The organism is uncultured Stenotrophomonas sp., from assembly GCF_913778665.1.
GTDB lineage: Bacteria > Pseudomonadota > Gammaproteobacteria > Xanthomonadales > Xanthomonadaceae > Stenotrophomonas.
In genome coordinates this window covers 98,718-116,832 of sequence record NZ_CAJYVQ010000005.1, presented here as the reverse complement: position 1 = coordinate 116,832, position 18,115 = coordinate 98,718, and the positions used below count along the sequence as shown (strand labels likewise).

Here is an 18,115-nt window from a genome sequence, read left to right as displayed (position 1 = left end):
TTTAGCAGAGCCGTCGGGCGGTGTTGGCCGTTCAGCCCAGGTACTCGCCCTTCAGCCGTACGTAGTGGTCGGCCGAGTAATGCAGCGACTCGATCTCCTTGTCGCTCAGCGTGCGCGCCGGCCGGGCCGGATTGCCGACCCACAGCTCGCCTTCGCCCACCACCTTGCCCGGGCCGACCACCGCGCCGGCACCGACAAAGCCGTGACGTTCAACGCGGGCACCGTCGAGGATGCAGGCGCCCATGCCGATCAGGCTGTAATCACCAATGGTGCAGGCGTGGATGATGCAGCCGTGGCCGACGGTCACGCCCTCGCCGATCAGGGTCGGGCAGCCGGCCTTGTTATACGGGCTGTGGTGGCTGACATGGATGATGGTGCCGTCCTGCACGTTGGTGCGCGCACCGATGCGCACGTAATTGACGTCGCCGCGGATGACCGTGCCCGGCCACACCGACACGTCGTCGCCCAGTTCCACATCACCGATGACGGTGCAGGCCGGGTCGATGTACACGCGCTCGCCGAGGACGGGCATCTTGTCGCGGAAGGGGCGCAGCGGGTTCATCGGTGTCTCCGGAAATCAGCTCGTTCGCGACGATGATACGCGGCAGAAGCATCGGTAGTGCCGGGCGCTGGCCGGCAACCCCATGAGCCCGACTGGATTTCCGCGATTGCCGGCCAGCGCCCGGCACTACCAGAAGCAGGTGCGGCCGCTCAGGTCGGCGCATGCTCGGCCAGCATCTGCCGGAACAGCCCGTCCAGCCAGGCGCTGTCGCCCTGGCCAGCAGGCAGGTGCGGGGCCAGCTCGGCACGGGCGGCCAGTTCATGATCGATGAAATCGCTGATTGCCGCGATGCGTGGCCCGGCACTGACCTCGGCACTGGCACGTTTTACTACCAGCAGAGCATCGATGGCTTCACGCACCGGGCCCTGCGGCAGCAGTCGGTCCAGCAGATCCTCGAAGGCCATCGGCGGGGGTGTCCGTTCGTGTTCGATCCACTGGCAGGCCAGCAGCGGGCGCAGCACGTACAGGTACTTCTTCGTACGCACCGTGTCACCACGCAGGTAACCGCGATGGTTCGAGCGCGCCATGTTGAAGTAGTGCCACCACGTGCCCAGGGGTGAATAGAACGACTCAGCAGCCTTCCACAGCTGCGACACCGCAGTGTGATCCCGCTGGTAGATGATCGGCGAACGCAGCCATTCAATCAGTGTCGGATTGGATTTTGAGACCAGCCGCAGTGCCTTGCGCAGGTCCCAGCCGCTGACGTCGAGCTCATCGTCGATCGGCAGTTCGATCACATCGCGCTGCGCTTCGCCGGGACCGGTGCTCTCGTTGACGCTGAGATACCACGGCTGGCGATGCACGTAGATGAAGCGCGCGTCGTAGTCGCTGTCCGGTGAGGAAAAGCCCCAGCCACGGCTGCCCGACTCGCAGGCCAGCAGCACGCGTACGTCGTAGCGTTGTTCGATCTCGGCCAGGGTGGAAAGGATGGCGGTGCGCTTGTCCGGCGCGATCGGGTGGATGTCGTCCATGCAGTCGTGTTCGTAGTGTCGAGCGTGCTCGACTGTAGCGCAGGTCTGCATCGCTGCGCCCGCCCGGCCATGCTTGGCGAACGCGATCACGGCTCGTAGCTGTAGCCCATGCCATACACCGAGCGGATCGGTTCGCCTTCCATGCCGGCGTCGGTCAGCTTGCGGCGCAGGTTGCGCACGTGGCTGTCGACGGTGCGGTCGACCACGACGCGATGGTCCAGGTACAAGCGATCGAGCAGTTCATCGCGCGCCCAGATCCGGCCCGGCGTGGCCAGCAGGGTGCGCAGCAGGCGGTATTCCACCGGGGTCAGGTCCAGGCCCTTGCCGTTCCAGGTGGCGCGCGCGGCAGGCTCGTCGATGTGCAGGCCGCCGTTGGCGCGCGCCGCCGGGTCGGGGCGGTAACGGCGCAGCACCGCCATCACCCGCGCCACCACCTCGCGCGGGCTGAACGGCTTGCAGATGTAGTCGTCGGCGCCGATCTCCAGGCCGAGCAGGCGATCGATCTCTTCCACCCGCGCGGTCACCATGATCACCGGCACGTCGCTGCCAGCGCGCAGTTCGCGGCACAGGTCCACGCCATCGCGCTGCGGCAGCATCAGGTCGAGCAGCACCAGGTCGGGCTGGTAGCGTGCGAAGGCCTCGATCACCTGGCCGCCATCATCCACCCATTCGCTGACCATGCCGGCGGCGGCCAGATAATCGCGCAGCACCGAGGCCAGTCGGGGCTCGTCCTCGACGATCAGGATCTTCGCGGCGTCGGCGGGGGACGTGCTCATGCAGGCTCCGGCAGGGTGATGACCACGCGCAGGCCACCCAGCAGCGAGGGCTCGGCGTGGATGTGGCCGTGGTGGGCGACGATGATGTTGTGGCTGATCGCCAGACCCAGGCCACTGCCGCCGCTGGCGCGGTTGCGCGAGCTTTCCACGCGGTAGAAGCGTTCAAACAGCAGCGCGCACTTGTCGGCCGGCACGCCTGGCGCGGTGTCTTCCACGATCAGCTGCACGCCGGCCGGCACGCGCGCGGCCTGCACGTGCACGCGGCCGCCGGCGTGGGTGTACCGCAGAGCATTCTCCAGCAGGTTGGCCAGTACCTGCTGCAGGCGCCGTTCGTCACCGGACACCTGCAACGGCGTGGCGGGCAGGTCTTCTTCCAGAGCCAGCCCTGCATGGGCGAAGCGCACACGCATGCCGTTGAGTTCGCTGCGCAGCAGTGCCATCAGGTCCAGCGGTGCGAAGCGGTATGCCAGGCCACCGGACTGGGTCATCGACAGGTCGTGCAGGTCGTCGATCAGCTTGCCCAGCTGGCGGATCTCGCCCTGCAGGGCCCCGAGGTTGGCACGATCCAGCGGACGGATGCCATCCTCGATCGCCTCCAGCTCGGCGCGTACCACTGCAAGCGGCGTGCGCAGCTCATGCGAGATGTCGGCGATGAAGGCGCGGCGGTTGCGCTCGGTATCGTCCAGCGCCTGTGCCATCCGGTTGAAGTCGTTGACCAGTGCGTCCAGCTCATCGTCGCTGGTGCGTTCGATGCGGGTGCCATAGTCACCTGCGGCCAGCCGGTGGGTAGCCGCGGCCAGCTTGGCCAGGCGCTGGCGCAACGCGCGCGAAACCAGCCAGGCCAGCAGCACCGTTACCAGCAGCAGCGCGATGCCGATCACCCACCAGGCGCGCACCTGGGTGTTGTAGAAGTTCAGGTCGTTGGTGGCGATCACGGTCTGGAAGGGCACCATGCCCAGCCAACCGACGGTCTGCCCGTCCACCTGCACCGCGTGAGGTTCGTCATCGCTGGTGGCATCGGGATTGCCGGCCACAAAGCGGTGCTGCGCATCGAACAGGCCGAGCCGTGATGGCACGCCGGTCTGGTCGGACAGCGGCGGCACCGGACCTTCGTGGCCGTGGGCCAGATCCGGGCGCAGCAGCCGTGCCCAGCGGTCGCCATCACCGTGCAGATGCGCCCAGCCACCGTGCTCACGGTACTCGCGCTGCAGGTGTGGCATCAGCCGCTGCATGCGCAGGTCGCCCTGGTCGTTGAGGTAGTCCAGGAAGCCGGTCTGGAAGGCGACGCGGCTGGCAATGCCGTTCACTGCCAGCACCAGCAGGCAGGCAGTGAAGATCGCGAGGAAGGTCTTCGCGGTCAGGCCGAGTTTGAGTCGAATCTTCGCCATCGCGAGGGCAATTAGCGGCGCATGCGGCGCCGAAAGCAAGCGCCAGCTGAGCCCGTCGCGCAATCTCCATATTCTCTGCACAGTTTCACGGCAGCGTGCGAGGGGTCAACGCAAGGCTCCCACGCCCCCATGTCCTTACTGCGCCCGCTCTCCCGTTCCCCCCGTCCGCTGTTGTTGCCCCTGTTGCTGGCCCTGGCGGCCTGTTCGGCGGGCAGGACAGAAGCACCGGCCACGCCCGAGGTCGGCGTCATCACTGCCAGCGCGCAACCGCTGGCGCTGCAGCAGACCCTGCCGGGCCGCGCGGTACCGTTCGAGATCTCCGAGGTGCGGCCGCAGATCGGCGGCCTGATCCGCCAGCGTCTGTTCACCGAAGGCCAGCAGGTCAAGGCGGGCCAGCTGCTGTACCAGGTCGATCCGGCGCCATACCAGGCGGCCTTCGATACCGCCCGTGGCCAGCTGGCGCAGGCCGAGGCTACCGTGCTGTCGGCACAACCCAAGGCCGAGCGCACCCGCGCGCTGGTGAGCATGGACGCAGCAAGCAAGCAGGATGCCGATGACGCCACCTCGGCATTGAAGCAGGCGCAGGCCAACGTGATTGCCGCGCGCGCGGCATTGCAGGCCGCGCGCATCAACCTCGACTACACTCGCGTGACCGCCCCCATCGACGGCCGCATCGGCACCTCCAGCGTCACCGCCGGTGCGCTGGTCGCGGCCGGGCAGGACGCCGCGCTGGCCACCATCCAGCGGCTGGACCCGGTGTACCTGGATGTGACCCAGTCCAGTACGCAGATGCTGGCGCTGCGCAAGCAGCTCGATGCCGGCCTGGTGAAGGCCATCGATGGCAAGGCACAGGTGAAGGTGCTGCTGGAAGACGGCAGCCCCTATGCACATGAGGGCACGCTGGAGTTCGTCGGCAGTGCGGTGGATCCGGGCACCGGCAACGTGGTGCTGCGGGCGGTCATCCCGAATCCGGAGGGCCTGCTGCTGCCGGGCATGTACCTGAAGGCGGTGCTGCCGATGGCCACCGACGCGCGCGCGCTGCTGGTGCCGCAGAAGGCGGTGCTGCGCAACGAGCGCGGCGAGCCGCTGCTGCGCCTGCTCGATGCCAAGGACCACGTGATCGAGCGCCGGGTCAGCACTGGCCAGGTGGTCGGCAACCAGTGGCAGATCACCGACGGCCTCAAGGCCGGCGAACGGGTGATCGTCAGCAACGGCAGTGCGGTATCGCTCGGCCAGCAGGTAAAGGCGGTGCAGGCCACGACGGCGGAGCTGGCAGCAATGCCGGCGATCGACCCGAACGGCAACACCGACGAAAAGTCGCACTGAGGCCTGCCGCGCATGGTTCGTTTCTTCATCGACCGGCCGATCTTCGCCTGGGTGATCGCCATTGCGGTCAGCCTGCTCGGCCTGTTTGCGATCCTGATCCTGCCGGTGGACCGCTACCCGCAGATCGCCCCGCCCACCATCACCATCCGCGCCACCTACACAGGTGCCTCGTCGCAGACCGTGGAAAACGCGGTCACCCAGGTCATCGAGCAGTCGCAGCAGAGCCTCGATCACCTGATGTACATGACCTCCACCAGCGCCTCCGACGGCTCGGCACAGGTGAACCTGGTGTTCGCCACCGGCACCAACCCGGACACCGCACAGGTGCAGGTGCAGAACCAGCTGCAGGCGGCCATGGCCACGCTGCCGCAGGCGGTGCAGCAGAACGGCCTGACCATCACCAAGTCCAGTGGTTCGATCTTCGAGGTGTTGTCGTTCACCAGCGAGGACGGCAGCATGGACAACTTCGATGTCGCCAACTTCATGGAAGCGCGCATCGATGACCAGATCAGCCGCGTCAGTGGTGTCGGCAACATCCAGCCGATCGGCCAGGAGTACGCCATGCGCATCTGGCTGGACCCGGAGAAGATGCGCCAGTACGCGCTGATGCCGTCGGACATCGAGACCGCGCTGCAGGCACAGAACACCGACGTCTCGGCCGGTGAACTCGGCGGCCAGCCGGCGCTGAAGGGCCAGCAGCTTGACGCCACGGTGACCGCGCGCAGCCGCCTGCACACGCCCGAACAGTTCGCGCAGGTGGTGCTGAAGGCCGATGCCAACGGCAGCGTGGTGCATCTGGGTGACGTGGCGAAGATCGGGCTGGGCCCGGAGAGCTACGACAGCATCAGCACCTTCAACGGAAAGCCGTCTGCATCGCTGGGTATCGAACTCAATGCCGGTGCCAACGCCATCGCCGTGTCCAAGGCCATCGATGCACGGCTTCAGCAGCTGCAGAAGTACTGGCCGCATGGCTACACCGCCCACGTGGCGTTCACCACCACGCCGTTCGTGACCATCTCGCTGAAGGAAGTGGTGATCACCCTGATCGAGGCGATCATCCTGGTGGTGCTGGTGATGTACCTGTTCCTGCAGAACTGGCGCGCCACCCTGATTCCGACCATCGCGGTGCCGGTGGTGCTGCTGGGCACATTCGGCGTGCTGGCCGCGTTCGGCTATTCGATCAACACGCTGACCATGTTCGCGCTGGTACTGGCCATCGGCCTGCTGGTGGACGATGCCATCGTGGTGGTGGAGAACGTGGAACGGGTGATGACCTTCGAAGGGCTGGCGCCGAAGCCGGCCACGCTGAAGGCCATGGGCCAGATCACCGGCGCGCTGGTCGGCATCGTGCTGGTGCTGACCGCGGTGTTGCTGCCAATGGCGTTCTTCAGCGGTGTCACCGGCGTGATCTACCGCCAGTTCTCGGTAACGATTGCTGCAGCAATGATCCTGTCGGTGCTGGTGGCGATGACCATCACTCCGGCGCTGTGCGGCAGCATCCTGCACCCGATTCCCAAGGGCGGGCATCCGCACGACGACCACGGCGGCGAACCGAGCCTGCTGGGCAAGTTCTTCATCTGGTTCAACCACCGTTTCGAGCGCACCTCGAACGGGCTGCGCCGACGCGTGGATGGCTTCCTCGGCCGGCGCACGCTGGGCGTGGTGTTCTACCTGATGCTGAGCGTGGTCACCGGCCTGCTGCTGTGGCACCTGCCGGGCGCGTTCCTGCCCGATGAAGACCAGGGCATGCTCAACGCGCTGGTGAAGCTGCCGGCCGGCGCCACGCTTGAGCAGACCCGCGCGGTGATGGATCGTCTGAGTGCCGCAGCGGTGAAGGACGACAGCGTGTTGTCGATCCAGGCCACCGCCGGTTTCAGCGTGACCGGCAGTGGCCAGAACGTCGGTCAGGCCTTCATCCGCCTGAAGGACTGGGATGACCGCAAGGACGATGCCGATACCATCGCCGCGCGGCTCACCAAGGCAATGGCCAGCGTGCCCGATGCGCAGGTGTTCATCACCTCGCCGCCGGCCATCCTCGGCCTCGGCGATGCGGGCGGCTTCACCCTGGAGCTGCAGGACGAAGGCGGTGCCGGCCATGCGGCCGCCGTGGCTGCACGCAACACGTTGCTGAAGGAAGCCGCCAAGGATCCGAAGCTGGTCAACGTGCGCTATGCCAGCCTGGAAGACGCGCCGGTGTACGCGGTGAAGGTGGACGACGCCAAGGCACAGGCGATGGGCGTGAACCCGCAGGACATCAATGACACCCTGAATGCCGCGCTGGGCGGCGACTTCGTCAACAATTTCATCTACAAGGGCCGTATCAAGAAGGTGTTCATCCAGGGCACCGCCGAAGCACGCATGCAGCCGCAGGACATCGAGCGCTGGAGCGTACGCAACCAGGCTGGGCAGATGGTGCCGCTGTCATCGCTGGTCAGTGCACACTGGTCCAGCGCACCGGCCGCGCTGCAGCGCTACAACGGCATCTCGGCGATGGAGATCACCGGCCAGCCGGCGCCCGGCGTCAGCTCCGGTGAGGCAATGGCCGAGATCGCGCGCCTGGCCGACACGCTGCCGGAAGGCTTCAGCCACGCCTGGTCAGACATGGCCTACCAGGAACAGCTGTCGGGCAACCAGGCACCGATGCTGTACGCCATCTCGCTGCTGTTCGTGTTCCTGTGCCTGGCCGCGCTGTATGAAAGCTGGGCGGTGCCGTTCGCGGTGATGCTGGCGGTGCCGGTGGGCGTGTTCGGCGCGGTGCTGATGATGAACCTGCGCGGCCTCAACAATGACGTGTACTTCCAGGTCGGCCTGTTGACCACGATTGGCCTGGCGGCCAAGAACGGCATCCTGATCGTCGAGTTCGCCCGCATCCTCGAACAGCAGGGCAAGAGCACCCGCGAGGCGATCCTGCAGGCGGTCTACCTGCGGCTGCGGCCGATCGTGATGACCTCGCTGGCGTTCCTGATGGGCGTGCTGCCGCTGGTGTTCGCCACCGGCGCCGGTTCGGCCGCGCGCCGTTCGCTGGGTACCGGCGTAGCCGGCGGCACGGTCGCCTCGATGGTGCTGGGCATGTTCTTCGTGCCGTTGTTCTACCTGCTGGTGCGCCGCCTGTTCCCCGGGCGTGCAGCGACCCACGCCACTGTCCCGGAGGCAAGCCCATGAAGCCGATACTGCTGCGCGCCCTTGCGGCCGCGACGATGACCGCTGTGCTTGGTGGCTGCGTCAGCATGGCCCCGCATTACCAGCGGCCCGAAGCACCGGTACCGGTGCAGTTCGGCAATGAGGCCACCGGCGAGGCCGACCCGGCGCTGGCGATGCCGGCCTGGCGCGAGGTGTTTCTCGAACCGCGCCTGCAGCAGGTGATCGCGCTGGCGCTGCAGAACAACCGCGACCTGCGCGTGGCGGTGCTGCAGGTGGAGAGGGAGCGGGCGCAGTACCGTATCCAGCGTGCAGCACTGCTGCCGTCGGTGGACGCCAGCGGCAGTGTCACCCGCGCGCGGGTCAGCGATGCCAACAGTGAGACCGGCGCCACCCAGGTGACCGAGTCCGACGCGGTGCAGGTCGGCATCAGCAGCTGGGAGCTGGATCTGTTCGGGCGCATCCGAAGCCTGAAGAATGAGGCCCTGCAGAACTGGCTGGCCAGTGCCGAGAACCAGCGTGCGGCGCGCACCAGCCTGGTCGCCGAAGTGGCGACGGCGTGGCTGGCGCTGGCCGCCGATGGGCAGTCGCTGGCATTCACGCAACAGACCCTGGACAGCCAGCAGCAGACCCTGCAGCGCACCGAGGCGCGTCATGCGCAGGGGCTGGCCTCGGGGCTGGACCTGTCGCAGGTGCAGACCAGCGTGGAAGCCGCGCGCGGCGCGCTCGCCAAGCTGCAGACCCAGCAGGCGCAGGATCGCGATGCGTTGCAGTTGCTGGTGGGGGAGCCACTGGATCCAGCCCTGCTGCCGACCACGCAGGCGCTGGATGGCAGCGTGGCACTGGCGCCGTTGCCGGCCAACCTGCCGTCCAGCGTGCTGCTGCAGCGCCCGGATGTACTGTCCGCTGAGCATGCGTTGCAGGCCGCCAATGCCGATATCGGTGCCGCGCGCGCTGCATTCTTCCCGACGCTGACATTGACCGCCAACTACGGCCACAGCTCTACTGCGTTGTCGACGCTGTTCTCGGCGGGCACCCGTGGCTGGTCATTCGCGCCCAGCATCACCGCGCCGATCTTCCATGCCGGCGCATTGAAGGCGTCGCTGGATGCCTCGAAGATCGGCAAGGACATTGGCATCGCGCAGTACGAGAAGGCGATCCAGCAGGCCTTCAGTGAAGTGGCCGATGCGCTGGCCACGCGTGATCACCTGACCGCACAGATGGACGCGCAACGCGCGCTGGTGGCCGCCAGCCAGCGCAGCTACACGCTGGCCGATGCGCGCTACCGTACCGGGCTGGACGGCTACCTGCAGTCGCTGGATGCGCAGCGCAGCCTGTATGCCGCGCAGCAGGACCTGATCGCGCTGCAGCAGCAGGAAGCGGGCAACCGGGTGATGTTGTTCAAGGCACTGGGCGGCGGCGCGGACGCGCGGTAGCGCGTTCGTTCCGGCAGGTGCCGACCTTGGTCGGCTCAGCACCCTCCAGAAGCAGGTGCGACCGCTTACGCCACGCGCCCGCGGCGCGCCCGCTCCAGGTGCACCAGCAGCAGCGAGATCGCCGCCGGGGTCATGCCCGGAATGCGCTGCGCCTGGCCGATGGTCTGCGGGCGCACGCGCTCCAGTTTCTGCAGCGCCTCGGCCGACAGCCCGCGCACGGCCGCATAGTCGAACGCCTCGGCGATCGGCGTGGCCTCATGCCGCTGCTGGCGCTCGATTTCCTCGCGCTGGCGATCCAGGTAGCCGGCGTACTTCACGCCGATCTCCACCTGTTCGGCCACCTTGCCGTCGGCCACGGCCGGGCCCAGCGACGGCACCTGCATCAGCTGCGCGTAATCCAGCTCGGGGCGCTTGATCAGGTCCAGCACGTTGGTTTCGCGGCTGACCGCCACGCCCAGCGTTTCCTGCACTTCACGGCCCAGCGCATTGGCCGGAGTCGCCCACAGCGCGCCCAGTCGCGCGCGCTCGGCGGCGACGGCGGCCTGCTTGGTTTCGAACGCGTGCCAGCGGCGGTCGTCGACCAGGCCCATTTCGCGGCCGGCCGGCGTCAGGCGCTGGTCGGCATTGTCCTCGCGCAGCTGCAGGCGGTATTCGGCGCGGCTGGTGAACATGCGGTACGGCTCGTTGGTGCCGTGGGTGATCAGGTCATCCACCAGCACGCCCAGGTAGGCCTCGTCGCGGCGCGGGCACCAGCCGTCCAGCCCACGCACCTGGCGTGCGGCGTTGAGGCCGGCCAGCAGGCCCTGCGCGGCGGCTTCTTCATAGCCGGTGGTGCCGTTGATCTGGCCGGCGAAGAACAGGCCGTTGACCAGCTTGGTTTCCAGCGAGGCCTTCAGCCCGCGCGGATCGAAGAAGTCGTATTCGATCGCGTAGCCGGGACGGGTGATATGCGCGTTCCCGAAGCCGCGGATGCTGCGCACCATCTCCAGCTGCACGTCGAATGGCAGCGAGGTGGAAATGCCGTTGGGGTAGATCTCGACGATGCCCAGGCCTTCGGGTTCGACGAAGATCTGGTGGCTGGCCTTTTCGGCGAAGCGCACCACCTTGTCTTCGATGGACGGGCAGTAGCGCGGGCCGATGCCTTCGATCTGGCCGCTGTACAGCGGCGAGCGGTGCAGCGCGTCGCGGATGATCTGGTGGGTCTGCTCGGTGGTGTGGGTAATCCAGCAGCTGACCTGCTGCGGATGCTCGTCCACCGAACCGAGGAAGGACATCACCGGGCGCGGCGTGTCGCCGGGCTGCTCGTCCATCACGCTGTAGTCCAGCGAGCGGCCATCGATGCGTGGCGGCGTGCCGGTCTTCAGGCGGTCGACCTGGAACGGGCGCTCGCGCAGGCGCGCGGCCAGCGTTGTGGCTGGTGGATCGCCCATGCGGCCGGCGGCGTACTGGGTCGGGCCGACGTGGATCTTGCCGGCCAGGAAGGTGCCGGCGGTCAGCACCACCGCCCCGGCATCGAAGCGCAGGCCGGTCTGGGTGATGACGCCGCGCACGGCGTCGCCTTCGATGACCAGGTCATCAACCGCGGCCTGGAACACCGTCAGGTTGTCCTGGCCTTCGACGATGGCGCGGATCGCCATGCGGTACAGGTTGCGGTCGGCCTGGCAGCGGGTGGCGCGCACGGCCGGGCCCTTCGACGCGTTGAGCGTGCGCCACTGGATGCCGGCACGGTCGGCGGCATGCGCCATCGCGCCTCCGAGGGCGTCGATCTCCTTGACCAGGTGGCCCTTGCCGATGCCGCCGATGGCCGGGTTGCAGCTCATCGCGCCCACGGTTTCGACGTTGTGGGTCAGCAGCAGGGTGCGCACGCCGGTACGGGCGGCGGCCAGCGCGGCTTCGGTGCCGGCGTGGCCACCGCCGATGACGATGACGTCGTAACGATGGAAGGACGGGTTCATGGAGGCTGTTCAGCTGGGGGCGGGCGCGGCCGGGGGCGGCGCCGGGGTGGCGATTTTAGCGCCATTCGGGGCCAGGGCGCCGGGGTCGGGGGCCTGACGCCGAAATAAGCCCTAAAGTTGGCAGGATTTTTGCAGATAACCCAATAGCACCCATCGTGGCTGGCGCCTCAGGCGCCCGTGACCGGAATTGGAACAGGGGCCGGTACAGGCGCACGGTGGGGGAGCAGAGGGCCGGCAGTCGGGGGACTGCCCGGCCCTGTTTTTTTTGGAGGGGCCGGGAAGGCCCCATCCACGCCATGCGCGGATGTCTCTGCGGCGGCATCCAAAAACAAACGGCCCCGCATAGCGGGGCCGTCTGCATTTCAGAGGTGCCGACATCCGACAGGGCCGGAACAGGGGGGATCCAGATGTTCCTGTCGGATATCGACGTAGAGCTATTCACGACGGCCTATGTCGCTTTTGTCACTTTGTGACGCAGGCCGTCACTGCCCCCGTAGATTGCGGCTTGGACCGTGTGAAATGCAAGACGGTTCAGCGCTCAACTGTGCGCTGCGTCGCACGATCCATGTTGCGCCAGGGGGAACCGTTCATCCTCGGCGCACTCGGTGCCGGGGCCGGACGGGCCTGCGGGGCGGGCGCCCGCGGCTGCATGTTCGACTGCGGCGGGCGGCGCATCGAATCCATGTTCCGCCACGGGGAGCCACCGTTGTACGACGGCCGTGGCGGCGGCGGACGGTTCTCGCCACCGTTGCCGGGCGGACGCGGCGGCGGGCGGTGGTTGTGCGGCGGGCGGTAGATCGGGCGCGAGTAGTACGGGTTGCCATAGCCGCCGTAATAGCCGCCATAGCCACCGTAATACGGGTAGCCGTAGTTGTAGGGATAGCCGGCCGGGTAGCGGTACTCCACCGACGGCGCGCCGTGGTAGTAGCCGCCACCGCGGCCACCGCCTACATAGTCGTAGGTGGTGCAGCCAGTCAGGCCCAGCAACAGGCCACCGGCAAGCAACAGGCGCATTCTCATGGTGGGTCCCCCCAGAGGACGGGTGTGCAACCAGCTTCGTGCGCGGGCATTGAATCGGCCCTTAATTCGGCTGGCCAGGATGAATGGAGGCGTAGGCCCGCATGCTGGCATGACCTGTGCCCTGGTCGCCAGCGCGGGGGCATACGTTAATCTTGCGTCATGAGCGATTCACTGTTGCCCCGCACCGACGACGTCCTGCTTGCTGCTGCGAGGATCGCCCCGCATGCCAGCGTGACCCCGGTGCTGCGATCGAGCGCACTTGACGCGATGACCGGCGCACAGCTGGTATTCAAGGCCGAGCACCTGCAGCGCGGTGGCGCATTCAAGTTTCGTGGTGCCTGCAATGCGGTGTGGTCGCTCGACGCTGACCGTGCCAGTGCCGGCGTGGTGACCCATTCCTCCGGCAACCACGGTGCCGCGCTGGCCCTGGCCGCACGCACCCGCGGCATTCCCTGCCATGTGGTGGTGCCGGAAGGGGCAGTGGCGGCCAAGCTGGCCAATATCGCCCGCCACGGCGCCACGCTCTGGCGCTGCCCCCCGACCATCGCCGACCGTGAGGCCACTTGCGCCAAGGTGCAGGCCGATACCGGCGCGACCCTGGTCCATCCGTATGCGGACCCGGGGGTGATGGCCGGGCAGGGCACGGCGGCTCTGGAACTGCTGCACAGCGACGGCCCGTTCGATGTGCTGGTGGTGCCGGTGGGCGGCGGTGGCCTGGCCAGCGGTACCGCGCTGGCCCTGCAGCACGCCAGCCCGCACACCCGGCTGATTCTGGCCGAGCCGGCCGGCGCCGATGACACCGCCCGCTCGCTGGCCAGCGGCGAGCGCCAGGGCGCGTTCACCCCGGACACCATCTGCGATGGCCTGCGTACCCTGATCGGCGCGCCCAATTTCGAGTTGCTGCGCGCCGCCGGTGCCGAGGTGATCGTGGTCAATGATGCCGCGACGCTGGCGGCGATGCGCCTGCTGTGGGATGTGCTCAAGCAGGTGGTGGAACCCTCGTCGGCCACCGTGCTGGCTGCGGTGCTGGCGCAGCCGCAACGCTTCGCCGGCCTGCGCGTGGGCCTGGTGTTGTCCGGCGGCAACGTCGATCTGCCAGCCCTGCGCTGGGGGACGGCGTGAGTCGCGGGCGGCACCGTGAACGCACCGGCCTGCTGGGCTGGTTGTGGCGGCTGTTCGTGCTGCTGGTGATCTGGCTGCTCGGCGTGACCGCCTGGATCGTCTGGGTGGGTGAACGTGACCAAGCCGCCAAGGCCGACGCCATCATCGTGCTGGGTGCCGCCGCCTATGACGCCAAGCCGTCACCAGTGTTCGAAGAACGCATCCGCCATGGGCTGGATCTGTATGAGGCCCGCTTTGCGCCGCTGCTGATCTTCACCGGTGGCTATGGTGGCACCGGTGCGCGCTTTGCCGAATCACAGGTTGCGCGACGCTACGCGCTCAAGCACGGCGTGCCCGACGACGCGATCCTGATCGAGACCGCCTCGCGCAATACCGTGCAGAACCTGGTGGAAGCCAAGCGGCTGATGGACCAGCGCGACCTGCACCGGGTGATCATTGTCAGCGACCCGCTGCACATGGCGCGCGCGCTGCGCCTGAGCAAGGCGCTGGGCATCGATGCGATGGCCTCGTCCACGCCCAGCACGCGTTTCCGCAGCTTCCATACCAGCTGGCGCTTCCTGGTCCAGGAGATCTACTTCTTCCACCGTGACCTGGTGCGCCCGCCGCTGAGTTCGCCGGGCAATACCTGAGCGCTCGCCGGGCATGGCCCGGTGCTGCCAGACAGTCAGGTCTGCTTGCGGCGGATCGGAATCGCCGACACCGGCACCGAGGCGATGTCATGCCCGCCTTCGCGGATCGGCGCGCCCGGGTCCGGTGCCCAGGCGTGGGCATAGATCACTTCCCAGCTGCTGGGCAGCTTGCCGTCGGCACGCCGCATCGGTTCATACGCCGCGGCGGCGGCAGCGAAACGTCCGCGCCCGGTCAGGGTATGGCGGCGGTCCACGCGCGCATTGGTCGCGCCCATCGCGCGCAGCTCGCGCATCAGCGAGGGCAGGTCGTCGTAGGTCAGGGTGAACAGATCGCGGTCCAGCACCGGGTCGCGGAAGCCAGCCATCATCAGTGCATCGCCGAACTGGGCGATCTGCGCGAAGCGGCTCACGTGCGGGCGGTCATCGGCGGCCGCGAACGCCTCGTTGAGTTCAACCAGCGTTTCCGGGCCGAAGGTGGAACACAGCAGCAGGCCACCCGGCTTGAGCACGCGGCGGAACCCGGCGAACACCGTCGGCAGGTCGTCCACCCACTGCAGGCACAGATTGCTGAAGATCACGTCCGCGCTGTTGTCGGCCAGCGGCAGTGCAGCGGCATCGCCGCAAAGACGCTGGAACGGCCTCCACCAGCCGGCCTGGCGCTTGGCCTGGTCCAGCATCGGCAGCGCCACGTCCAGCGCGATCACCTGTGCCTTCGGCCAGCGCTTCTTGATCAGTGCGCTGGCGTGGCCGGTACCGGCGCCGATGTCCAGCACCACCTCCGGCTTGCGCGCCTCCATATAGTCCAGCGACTCGATCAGCCGCGACTGCACCTCGCGCTGCAGAGCGGCAGCGGCGTCGTAGCTGCTGGCGGCACGCGCGAACGCGCGGCGGACATGGCGGGCATCGAAGTGGGACGGCATTGCGAAACTCTCTTAGAACGTACCGGGGTAGGCGCCGCCGTCGATCAGCAGGTTCTGCCCGGTGAGGTAACCGGCCTGTGCACTGCACAGGAAGGCGCAGGCGGCGCCGAACTCGTCCGGCGTACCGAAGCGGCCGGCGGGAATCTGCTGGCGGCGGCGCTCGGCCACTTCCGCGGCGTCGCCGTCCTTGCCCGCACTGTGGGCGAAGTTGGCGCGCAGGCGGTCGGTGTCGAACTGGCCGGGCAGCAGGTTGTTGATCGTAACGTTGTGGGCCACGGTGCGGCGCGACAGGCCGGCGACGAAACCGGTCAGGCCGCTGCGCGCACCGTTGGACAGCGCCAGGATGTCGATCGGGGCTTTCACCGCAGACGAGGTGATGTTGACGATGCGGCCGAAGCCGCGTGCGATCATCGCGTCCACGGTGGCGCGGATCAGCGCGATCGGCGCCAGCATGTTGGCGTCCAGTGCGGCGATCCAGTCGTCGCGCTCGAAGGTACGGAAGTCGCCGGGCGGTGGGCCGCCAGCGTTGTTGACCAGGATGTCCACCTGCGGGCAGGCGGTCAGCGCAGCCGTACGGCCGGCCTCGGTGGTGACGTCGGCGGCGACGGCGCGGACCTCAGCGGCGCCGGGAAGCGCACGCAGTTCCTCGGCAGCGATCTGCAATGCAGCCTCGCCGCGGGCCACGATCACCACGTTCACGCCCTCACGCACCAGCGCACGCGCGCAGCCCAGGCCCAACCCCTTGCTGGCGCCGCAGACCAGTGCCCAGCGGCCGTTGACACCCAGATCCATGCGTCAGTCCTGCGGAATGTGGAAGGCGCTCATTGTCCGCCATCGGCCGGTGACAGGCCGGCAACGAAGTGTTGCAGGGCGGCGGCCGCCTCATCGGCATGGCCGAGGAAGGGCGCATGGCCGCCGTGGGCGATGGTCAGCGCCTGCGCGCCCGGGGCCAGCGCAGCGGCAGCCTGCATCGCCGTCGGCGACACCAGCCGGTCACGCTGGCCGGCGATCCACAGGCTCGGCTTGCCCAGCGTCGGCAATGCTCCGCGCAGGTCGGTGCTTTCCAGCAGGCGCAGGCCTTCCAACAGCGCGCGCTCGGTAGGCGCACCGCGCTCGACCAGGCGCTGGCGCAGGGTGCGAAGCTCCTCGCGGGCGTGCGCCGAACCCATCACGTCCAGCGCCAGGAAGCGTTCCAGCGTGCCGCCGAAGTCGGTCGCAAGCTCGCGCCCGAACTGCTCGAACACCGCCGGTTCCACCGCATGGGGCCAATCCTCGCCTCGCACGAAGCGCGGCGTGGCGGCGATCATCGCCAGCCCGCGCACTTTCGGCAGCGTTGCCGCCGCGTGCAGTGCGAACAGGCCGCCCAGCGACCAGCCGCACCACACCGCCGGCGGCGTGGCCGCGGCAATGGCACTGACCACGAACGGCAGGCGCAGTGGCGTGGTGTCGTCGCGGCTGTGGCCGTGACCGGGCAGATCGACCAGATGCAGGGTGAACTGATCCGCAAGCCGCTGTACCAGCGGCGCGAACACGCCGCCCTGCAGGGCCCAACCGTGGATCAACACCAGGTCCGGCCCACGGCCGGTGACTTCGATATGCATGGGCAACGACTGAAACTCAGGCAAAGGCAGGCAGCGGTGGCGGCGGGGTCTCGCGCACGGCCAGGGTCAGGCGGTCACGCGCGCTGGCAATGGCGCTGACCAGGCCGCGCACCTGGTCCGGCGTATGCAGTGCGGACAGCGTGACGCGCAGGCGCGCCTTGCCTTCCGGCACCGTTGGCGGGCGGATCGCGCCGACCAGCCAGCCGGCCTGTTCCAGCGCCTTGGACATCGCCATGGCGCTGTGGTCATCGCCGCACAGCAGCGGCTGGATCGGTGTTTCCGAGGCCATCAGGTCCAGCCCGTGGCGGCGTGCTTCGCTGCGGAACAGCGCGATCAGGTCGGCCAGCTTGGAACGGCGCCAGTTGTCCCGGCGCGCCAGGCGTACCGCCTCGAGTGCAGCGGCGGCCATCGCCGGTGGCACGGCGGTGGTGTAGATGTACGGGCGCGCGGTTTCGGCCAGATGCTCGATCAGATCGTCGCGGCCCAGCACCAGCGCGCCGGAACCGCCCAGGGCCTTGCCCAGCGTAACCAGTTGCAGCGGCACGTCGTCCACGCCGAGCCCGGCGGCGGCCACGCTGCCGCGGCCATCACCGACCACGCCCACGCCATGCGCATCGTCGACGTAGAACAGCGCCTGCTGGAGGCGCGCGACCAGCGACAGTGCACGCAGCGGCGCGATGTCGCCATCCATGCTGAAGACACCATCGGTGGCCAGCATCGCCGCGCCGTCGGGCGCGTGCCTGAGCTGGCGCATTGCGCCTTCCGCATCCAGGTGCGGGTAGCGGCGCAGGCGCGCACCGGCCAGCCGCGTGGCATCAAGCAGGCTGGCGTGGTTGAGCTTGTCCTGCACGCATACGTCGTTCTCTTCGCTCAGCAGCGCCTGCTGCACCGCCAGGTTGGCGGCGAAGCCACTGCCGAACAGGAGTGCGCGCGGGTAGCCGAGCCAGTCGGCCACCTCGCGTTCGAGGGCGTCGTGCAGCGCGTGGTGACCACAGACCAGGTGCGAGGCACCGGCACCGGCGCCCTCGCGCGCGGCGGCATCCTGCAGCGCGTTGACCACGCTGAACTGCTGCGCCAGGCCCAGGTAATCATTGCTGCAGAAGCCGGTCAGCCACTGGCCGTCCACTTCTAGGCGCACGCCATCACGACGGCTGACCGTGCGTCGCGGGCGGCGACGGCCTTGGGTATCGCGAAGGGCGCGTTGGGAGTGGAGTCGTGCGGTCAGGTCGGGGCGGTCCATGGCGGCTGAATGCGGCGACGGGGCGGCTAGG

General features: G+C 68.2%; 15 protein-coding genes. 5 read left to right on the top strand and 10 right to left on the bottom strand.

Features of this window, described 5'->3' with window-relative positions; genetic code table 11:
• Window positions 1-31: 31 nt before the first annotated feature.
• The 4 genes from QZ853_RS07110 to baeS form a co-directional block, all read right to left on the bottom strand.
• Window positions 32-562: a gamma carbonic anhydrase family protein gene (locus QZ853_RS07110; protein ID WP_286070286.1), complete on the bottom strand. Its 531-nt coding sequence runs from the start codon at window positions 560-562 to the stop codon at window positions 32-34.
• A gap of 149 nt (window positions 563-711) precedes the next feature.
• Complete coding sequence (locus QZ853_RS07105; RefSeq protein WP_295571611.1) at window positions 712-1,533, bottom strand: nucleotidyltransferase domain-containing protein; 822 nt, start codon at window positions 1,531-1,533, stop codon at window positions 712-714.
• Between the two features lie 86 nt (window positions 1,534-1,619).
• Window positions 1,620-2,309: a response regulator gene (locus tag QZ853_RS07100; protein ID WP_295571610.1), complete on the bottom strand. Its 690-nt coding sequence runs from the start codon at window positions 2,307-2,309 to the stop codon at window positions 1,620-1,622.
• A complete protein-coding gene (gene baeS / locus QZ853_RS07095; RefSeq protein WP_295571609.1) occupies window positions 2,306-3,697 on the bottom strand; it encodes a sensor histidine kinase efflux regulator BaeS in 1,392 nt (463 codons plus the stop codon). The genes QZ853_RS07100 and baeS overlap by 4 nt, the downstream gene beginning before the upstream one ends.
• Window positions 3,698-3,826: 129 nt before the next feature.
• Between baeS and smeA the strand changes: the two genes are divergently transcribed.
• Genes smeA through smeC form a run of 3 tightly spaced genes read left to right on the top strand, consistent with a single transcriptional unit; the run spans window position 3,827 to window position 9,597 of the window.
• Entirely contained in the window at window positions 3,827-5,023 is a 1,197-nt protein-coding gene (gene smeA / locus QZ853_RS07090) for a multidrug efflux RND transporter periplasmic adaptor subunit SmeA (protein WP_295571608.1), read from the top strand.
• 12 nt (window positions 5,024-5,035) lie between these two features.
• The gene (smeB, locus tag QZ853_RS07085) at window positions 5,036-8,185 is read left to right on the top strand and encodes a multidrug efflux RND transporter permease subunit SmeB (protein ID WP_295571606.1); all 3,150 of its coding nucleotides are present in this window, start codon (window positions 5,036-5,038) and stop codon (window positions 8,183-8,185) included.
• Window positions 8,182-9,597, top strand: a complete 1,416-nt coding sequence (gene smeC / locus QZ853_RS07080) for a multidrug efflux transporter outer membrane subunit SmeC (protein WP_295571604.1) — start codon at window positions 8,182-8,184, stop codon at window positions 9,595-9,597. Before smeB ends, smeC begins: the two co-directional genes overlap by 4 nt.
• A 65-nt stretch (window positions 9,598-9,662) precedes the next feature.
• On the opposite strand, the gene mnmG is transcribed toward smeC, so the two are convergent.
• Together mnmG and QZ853_RS07070 are read right to left on the bottom strand one after the other, a co-directional pair.
• The gene (gene mnmG, locus QZ853_RS07075; RefSeq protein WP_295571602.1) at window positions 9,663-11,552 is read right to left on the bottom strand and encodes a tRNA uridine-5-carboxymethylaminomethyl(34) synthesis enzyme MnmG; all 1,890 of its coding nucleotides are present in this window, start codon (window positions 11,550-11,552) and stop codon (window positions 9,663-9,665) included.
• Window positions 11,553-12,083: 531 nt separating this feature from the next.
• Window positions 12,084-12,572 (bottom strand): hypothetical protein, encoded by a 489-nt coding sequence (locus tag QZ853_RS07070; RefSeq protein WP_295571600.1) that lies wholly within the window; start codon window positions 12,570-12,572, stop codon window positions 12,084-12,086.
• A 159-nt stretch (window positions 12,573-12,731) separates the two neighbouring features.
• Between QZ853_RS07070 and QZ853_RS07065 the strand changes: the two genes are divergently transcribed.
• Window positions 12,732-13,694, top strand: coding sequence for a pyridoxal-phosphate dependent enzyme (locus QZ853_RS07065; RefSeq protein WP_295571598.1), 963 nt, complete (start codon window positions 12,732-12,734; stop codon window positions 13,692-13,694).
• Window positions 13,679-14,323, top strand: a complete 645-nt coding sequence (locus QZ853_RS07060; protein WP_295571654.1) for a YdcF family protein — start codon at window positions 13,679-13,681, stop codon at window positions 14,321-14,323. The genes QZ853_RS07065 and QZ853_RS07060 overlap by 16 nt, the downstream gene beginning before the upstream one ends.
• A 35-nt stretch (window positions 14,324-14,358) precedes the next feature.
• On the opposite strand, the gene bioC is transcribed toward QZ853_RS07060, so the two are convergent.
• Genes bioC through bioF form a run of 4 tightly spaced genes read right to left on the bottom strand, consistent with a single transcriptional unit; the run spans window position 14,359 to window position 18,084 of the window.
• The gene (bioC, locus tag QZ853_RS07055; RefSeq protein ID WP_295571596.1) at window positions 14,359-15,243 is read right to left on the bottom strand and encodes a malonyl-ACP O-methyltransferase BioC; all 885 of its coding nucleotides are present in this window, start codon (window positions 15,241-15,243) and stop codon (window positions 14,359-14,361) included.
• Between the two features lie 12 nt (window positions 15,244-15,255).
• Window positions 15,256-16,035: an SDR family oxidoreductase gene (locus tag QZ853_RS07050; protein WP_295571594.1), complete on the bottom strand. Its 780-nt coding sequence runs from the start codon at window positions 16,033-16,035 to the stop codon at window positions 15,256-15,258.
• Window positions 16,036-16,064: 29 nt separating this feature from the next.
• The gene (gene bioH / locus QZ853_RS07045; protein WP_295571591.1) at window positions 16,065-16,844 is read right to left on the bottom strand and encodes a pimeloyl-ACP methyl ester esterase BioH; all 780 of its coding nucleotides are present in this window, start codon (window positions 16,842-16,844) and stop codon (window positions 16,065-16,067) included.
• Between the two features lie 16 nt (window positions 16,845-16,860).
• A complete protein-coding gene (gene bioF, locus QZ853_RS07040) occupies window positions 16,861-18,084 on the bottom strand; it encodes an 8-amino-7-oxononanoate synthase (protein WP_295571589.1) in 1,224 nt (407 codons plus the stop codon).
• Window positions 18,085-18,115: the final 31 nt, after the last annotated feature.

What these genes read in the sequence shown, in the direction of transcription:
- QZ853_RS07050 (WP_295571594.1), bottom strand. Translation starts at nt 16,035, where the DNA reads ATGGATCTGGGTGTCAACGGCCGCTGGGCACTGGTCTGCGGCGCCAGC.
- bioF (WP_295571589.1), bottom strand. Translation starts at nt 18,084, where the DNA reads ATGGACCGCCCCGACCTGACCGCACGACTCCACTCCCAACGCGCCCTT.
- bioH (WP_295571591.1), bottom strand. Translation starts at nt 16,844, where the DNA reads ATGCATATCGAAGTCACCGGCCGTGGGCCGGACCTGGTGTTGATCCAC.
- mnmG (WP_295571602.1), bottom strand. Translation starts at nt 11,552, where the DNA reads ATGAACCCGTCCTTCCATCGTTACGACGTCATCGTCATCGGCGGTGGC.
- QZ853_RS07105 (WP_295571611.1), bottom strand. Translation starts at nt 1,533, where the DNA reads ATGGACGACATCCACCCGATCGCGCCGGACAAGCGCACCGCCATCCTT.
- QZ853_RS07070 (WP_295571600.1), bottom strand. Translation starts at nt 12,572, where the DNA reads ATGAGAATGCGCCTGTTGCTTGCCGGTGGCCTGTTGCTGGGCCTGACT.
- QZ853_RS07100 (WP_295571610.1), bottom strand. Translation starts at nt 2,309, where the DNA reads ATGAGCACGTCCCCCGCCGACGCCGCGAAGATCCTGATCGTCGAGGAC.
- QZ853_RS07065 (WP_295571598.1), top strand. Translation starts at nt 12,732, where the DNA reads ATGAGCGATTCACTGTTGCCCCGCACCGACGACGTCCTGCTTGCTGCT.
- smeB (WP_295571606.1), top strand. Translation starts at nt 5,036, where the DNA reads ATGGTTCGTTTCTTCATCGACCGGCCGATCTTCGCCTGGGTGATCGCC.
- smeA (WP_295571608.1), top strand. Translation starts at nt 3,827, where the DNA reads ATGTCCTTACTGCGCCCGCTCTCCCGTTCCCCCCGTCCGCTGTTGTTG.
- smeC (WP_295571604.1), top strand. Translation starts at nt 8,182, where the DNA reads ATGAAGCCGATACTGCTGCGCGCCCTTGCGGCCGCGACGATGACCGCT.
- bioC (WP_295571596.1), bottom strand. Translation starts at nt 15,243, where the DNA reads ATGCCGTCCCACTTCGATGCCCGCCATGTCCGCCGCGCGTTCGCGCGT.
- baeS (WP_295571609.1), bottom strand. Translation starts at nt 3,697, where the DNA reads ATGGCGAAGATTCGACTCAAACTCGGCCTGACCGCGAAGACCTTCCTC.
- QZ853_RS07110 (WP_286070286.1), bottom strand. Translation starts at nt 562, where the DNA reads ATGAACCCGCTGCGCCCCTTCCGCGACAAGATGCCCGTCCTCGGCGAG.